This window comes from Actinomadura soli (assembly GCF_005889715.1).
Lineage (GTDB): Bacteria > Actinomycetota > Actinomycetes > Streptosporangiales > Streptosporangiaceae > Spirillospora > Spirillospora soli.
On sequence record NZ_VCKW01000411.1, the window covers coordinates 1 to 4,913 of the forward strand.

The 4,913-nt window shown below is 74.0% G+C and carries 4 protein-coding genes; 3 read left to right on the forward strand and 1 reads right to left on the reverse strand.

Translation table 11 applies throughout. The features are described from left to right. Positions 1 to 147: 147 nt before the first annotated feature. Positions 148 to 1,074 (forward strand): ribokinase, encoded by a 927-nt coding sequence (locus ETD83_RS39355; protein ID WP_138650312.1) that lies wholly within the window; start codon positions 148 to 150, stop codon positions 1,072 to 1,074. Between the two features lie 9 nt (positions 1,075 to 1,083). Here the strand turns inward: ETD83_RS39355 and ETD83_RS39360 are convergent, their stop codons facing one another. After that, entirely contained in the window at positions 1,084 to 1,512 is a 429-nt protein-coding gene (locus ETD83_RS39360) for a PH domain-containing protein (RefSeq protein ID WP_138650313.1), read from the reverse strand. A 182-nt stretch (positions 1,513 to 1,694) separates the two neighbouring features. Between ETD83_RS39360 and ETD83_RS39365 the strand changes: the two genes are divergently transcribed. Together ETD83_RS39365 and ETD83_RS39370 are read left to right on the forward strand one after the other, a co-directional pair. Continuing rightward, positions 1,695 to 2,642, forward strand: coding sequence for a Ppx/GppA phosphatase family protein (locus ETD83_RS39365; RefSeq protein WP_138650315.1), 948 nt, complete (start codon positions 1,695 to 1,697; stop codon positions 2,640 to 2,642). 118 nt (positions 2,643 to 2,760) lie between these two features. Continuing rightward, positions 2,761 to 4,913 (forward strand): MMPL family transporter (locus ETD83_RS39370; RefSeq protein WP_138650317.1); only part of this gene is annotated, 2,153 nt, incomplete at its 3' end.

Below are 4,913 nucleotides of genomic sequence, written 5' to 3' on the forward strand. Positions count from 1 at the left end.
GGATCCGGACGGGTGCCGCGGCACCGTCCGCGACGACGACGCCGTCCGCGCCGAGCGTGACAACGACGGACCGGGGCCCGGAGCGGGGCGGGACGCGGCGGGACACGGGTTGCGCGGACGCGCCCGGCCCCTGTAGTCCGTTACACCGTGCGCTCATGGGACTGGGACGTTGTCGTCGTCGGATCGGTCAACGCGGACCTGGTGGTCGGCGTCGACCGGCGGCCCGCGCCGGGGGAGACCGTCCTCGGCTCCGACCTGGCCACCCATCCGGGCGGCAAGGGGGCCAACCAGGCGGTCGCGGCGGCCCGGCTCGGCGGCCGGGCCGGGCTCGTCGGGCGGGTCGGCGACGACGGCCACGGCGAGCTGCTGCGCGGCGCCCTCGCGGCGGACGGCGTCGACCTCGCCCATCTCCTCACCACGCCGGACGCGCCCACCGGCGTCGCGCTGATCACGGTCGGACCGGACGGCGACAACAGCATCATCGTCTCGCCCGGCGCCAACGCCCGGCTCGGCCCGGACGACGTCACGGCCGCCCGCGCGATGATCGCCGCCGCGTCCGTCGTGTCGTTCCAGCTAGAGGTGCCGCTGCCCGCCGTGGTGGCCGCCGCCCGCGTCGCCGCCGAGGCGGGCGGGCGGATCGTCCTCAACCTGTCGCCGCCCGCGCCCGTCCCCGACGAGCTGCTCACCCGCTGCGATCCGCTCGTCGTCAACGAGCACGAGGCCACCTATCTACTGGGCGAGGACAGGGCCGGTGATCCGCGTGCGCTGGCGGCCGCGCTCGCCCGCTCCGGGCCCCGGTCCGTCGTTGTCACGCTCGGCGCGGACGGCGTCGTCGTCGCGGACGGTGCCGCGGCACCCGTCCGGATCCCGTCGCCGCGGGCGGAGGCGGTCGACACCACAGGCGCGGGCGACGCGTTCACCGCCGCGCTGTGCCTGCGGCTCGCCCGCGGCGACCCGCTGCTGGACGCCGCCCGCTACGCCGCGCGGGCCGGGGCCGCCGCCGTCCGCAAGGCGGGCGCGCAGAGCTCGTTCCCCACGCCGGACGAGCTTCCCCCGCCCCCGGCGGACCGGTGACGGACGAGGTCAGGGCCCGGTCCGGGCACGGAGCCGGTACAGCTCGTCGGCGACGTCGTGGACGTCCGCGCCCAGGTCGAACGCGCTGAGCAGGTGCAGGTCGTCCGCGGTCTCGATCTCCAGGATGCGGGTGTGCAGGAGGAGGCGGCGCCGCTCGTCCACCCGGATGGAGGTCACCGCGTCCCACGGGACGCGGCGGCGCCCCGCGTAGCCGGTCACGACGGTGACGCCGTCGCCGTCGGCGGCGAGCCGCACCGGGGCGACCAGGTCGCGCAGCGCGAGCACGTTCAGCCCGGCGGCCGCGGCGATCGCGAGGAACAGGAACTGGGGGTCGTGGCTGTAAAGGACGGCCAGCGCCGTGACGGCCGCCGCCCCGGCGCACTTCACCGCCACCTGGGCGGGCGGCACCCGCCACCGCCGTTCCGACGCCGCCGTCATGTCCGAAACCCCGTCATGCCGACACCGTAGCCGCAGCCGGTCACCGCCCAGGCCGCGGATGGGACCCGGCGGTCACAGTTCGGTGTCCGATCCGTCACCCCGCGTGCAGAGTATGCCGGTCACGGCTGTTTCGAAGGCGGTCAGACCTGGTCAACACGGGACCGTCCGCTAGCGTCATATGCATGCGACTCGGCGTGCTGGACGTTGGCTCGAACACCGTGCATCTGCTGGTGGTGGACGCCCACGAGGGAGCCCGTCCGCTGCCCGCGTTCTCGCACAAGGCTGAGCTGGCGCTCGCCGACCATCTGGAGGAGGGCGACCGCCTGTCCGACGAGGGCGAGACGCTCCTGCGCGACTTCGTCGACGGGGCGTTGCAGATCGCGGAGGACAAGGGCGTCGAGGACCTCGTCGCGTTCGCGACGTCCGCTGTCCGCGACGCCGCCAACGGCGAAAAGGTCCTGGAGCGGATCCGCGCCGACAAGCGGATCGACATCAGGGCGCTGTCCGGCGAGGAGGAGGCGCGGCTGACGTTCCTCGCGGTGCGGCGCTGGTTCGGCTGGTCGTCGGGACGGCTGCTCGTGGTCGACATCGGCGGCGGGTCGCTGGAGATCGCCTCCGGCATCGACGAGGAGCCGGACGTCGCGTTCTCGCTGCCGCTCGGCGCGGGCCGCCTCACCCGGGACCGGTTCAGCGCCGACCCGCCGCCCGCGGAGGAGGTCCGCGGCCTGCGGCGGCACGTCCGGGCGAAGATCGCGCGGCGGGTCGGGGACGTCGCCCGGTACGGCCCGCCCGACCACGCGGTGGCGACGTCCAAGACGTTCAGGCAGCTCGCCCGCATCGCCGGCGCCGCCCCCTCGGCAGATGGACCGTACCAACGGCGGACGCTCGCGGGCGCCGACCTGACCGACTGGGCGGAGAAGCTGGCCGCGATGCCGTCCGCCGAGCGGGCGGAGCTGCCCGGCGTGTCCGAGCGGCGCGCCGGCCAACTGCTCGCCGGCGCGATCGTCGCGGACGCCGCGATGGACCTGTTCGAGCTCACCGAGCTGGAGATCTGCCCCTGGGCGCTGCGCGAGGGCGTGATCCTGCGCCGCCTCGACATGATCACGGAGACGCGGTCGCGGGAGTCGTGATCATCGGTTGGCCGGAACCGGCCTCCGGCCCCCATCCCTCACGCGATATGTCTTGCCGAGCGGCGTTCGGCGGCGTATGTAAGAAGATCCCGGGGGTCTGACGTTCATGGGGGTTCCGATGTCGCGCGCGTACAAGTTCGCTTCCCTGCCCTGCGGGCGGGTCGGGAAATGGGTCGTCCTGGGGGTCTGGCTCGTCCTCCTCGTCGTGGCGATGCCGCTCGCGGGCAAGCTAACCGGCGCGCAGTCGAACGAGTCGTCGGCGTGGCTGCCGCAGGACGCCGAGTCGACCCGGGTCCTGGAGGTGTCCGAGCGGTTCGTGCCCGCCGACACGTTCCCCGCCGTGGTCGTCTACCACCGCGACGGCGGCGCGCTCACGGCCGCCGACCGGGCGAAGGCCGCCGCGGACGTCCCCCGCCTCCAGGCCGTCAGCGGCGACCCCAAGGGCTCCGCCCCGCCGCGCAAGCTCGCCGTCAGCGTCCAGGGGCCGATCCCGTCGAAGGACGGGAAGGCGCTGGAGACCCTCGTCAACGTCCAGGTCGGCAACGACGGGTGGGATCTGCTGGGCCCGGCCGTCGACGACTACCGCGACATCGTCCAGAAGGGCGCGCCGGGGCTGGAGGCGCACATCACCGGGCCGGCCGGGTACGCGGGCGACTTCAGCAACGTGTTCTCCGGGTTCGACAAGACGCTGCTGCTCATCACCGCCGCCATCGTCATCGGGATCCTGCTGATCACCTACCGCAGCCCGATCCTGTGGCTCGCGCCGCTGGTGTGCGTCGGGTTCGCGCTGATGGCGGCGCAGGCGGCCATCTACCTGCTGGCCGAGTACGCCGGGCTCACCGTGAACGGGCAGGCCGCGTTCATCCTCACCGTGCTCGTTTTCGGCGCGGGCACCGACTACGCGCTGCTGCTAATCGCCCGCTACCGGGAGGAGCTGCGGCGCCACCGCGACCGGCACGAGGCGATGGCGATCGCGCTGCACCGCGCCGGGCCCGCGATCGTCGCGAGCGGAACGACGGTGGCGCTGAGCATGCTGTGCCTGTTCGTCGCCACCCTCAACTCCACCAAGAGCATGGGCCCGGTGATGGCGATCGGCGTCGCCGTCGCGCTCGCCGCGATGGTCACGCTGCTGCCCGCGATGCTGGTCATCTGCGGGCGCTGGATGTTCTGGCCGCGGCGCCCCTCGTTCGGCTCGGACGAGCCGACCGAGCGCGGCGCGTGGGCACGGGTCGGCGCGGCCGTCGCCGTCCGGCCGCGGGCCACGTGGCTGATCAGCGCCGTGGTGCTCGGCGCGTTCGCGGCCGGCCTCTTCGGGCTGCGGACCGGGTCGCTGCCCGCCAGCGAGTCGTTCAGCACCGGCAAGCCCGACTCGGTCACGGGCGAGGAGGTCCTCGGACGGCACTTCCCGGCGGGCAGCGGCTCGCCCCTCCAGATCGTCACCAAGGACGGGACGCAGGACGCCGTCCGCGCCGCCCTCACCAAGGTCCCCGATGTCGCGGACGTCAAGCTCGCCGGCAACAACCCCGGGCGGCCGTCCGGCGGCATCGTCTACCTGGAGGGCACGCTCACCGCGCCGCCCGACAGCGATCGCGGGTTCGCCGCGGTCGAGAACGCCCGCACCGCCGTGCACGCCGTGCCCGGCGCGAACGCCGAGGTCGGCGGCTCGTCGGCGGTGACGCTCGACATCAACGACGCGTCCCGCCGCGACCAGAAAGCCGTGATCCCGATCGTCCTGGTCGTCGTGTTCGGCATCCTCGCGCTGCTGCTGCGCGCGCTCGTCGCGCCGCTGATCCTCGTCGCGACGGTCGTGCTGTCGTACGCGGCGGCGCTCGGGGTCAGCGCGCTCATGTTCAACCACGTCTTCGGGTTCCACGCGGCCGACCCGTCGTTCCCGCTGTGGACGTTCGTGTTCCTCGTCGCGCTCGGCACCGACTACAACATCTTCCTGATGACCCGCGTCCATGAGGAGACGAAACGGGTCGGCACGCGGCGCGGCGCGCTGATCGGGCTCGCCGCGACCGGCGGCGTCATCACCTCGGCGGGCGCGGTCCTGGCCGGGACGTTCGCGGCGCTCGGGTCGCTGCCGCTGGTGTTCGTCGCCGAACTCGGCTTCACGGTCGCGTTCGGGGTGCTGCTCGACACGTTCGTGGTCCGGTCGGTGCTGGTCACGGCGCTGAACCTGGACGTCGGACGGCACATGTGGTGGCCGAGCGCCCTGGCCCGCGTCCAGGCCCCGCCCGCCGCCGCCGCGGAGGCGCCGGAGAGCCCGGG

Excerpts from the sequence above, each read along its gene's own strand:
- ETD83_RS39360 (WP_138650313.1), bottom strand. The coding sequence starts at position 1,512 with ATGACGGCGGCGTCGGAACGGCGGTGGCGGGTGCCGCCCGCCCAGGTG.
- ETD83_RS39365 (WP_138650315.1), top strand. The coding sequence starts at position 1,695 with ATGCGACTCGGCGTGCTGGACGTTGGCTCGAACACCGTGCATCTGCTG.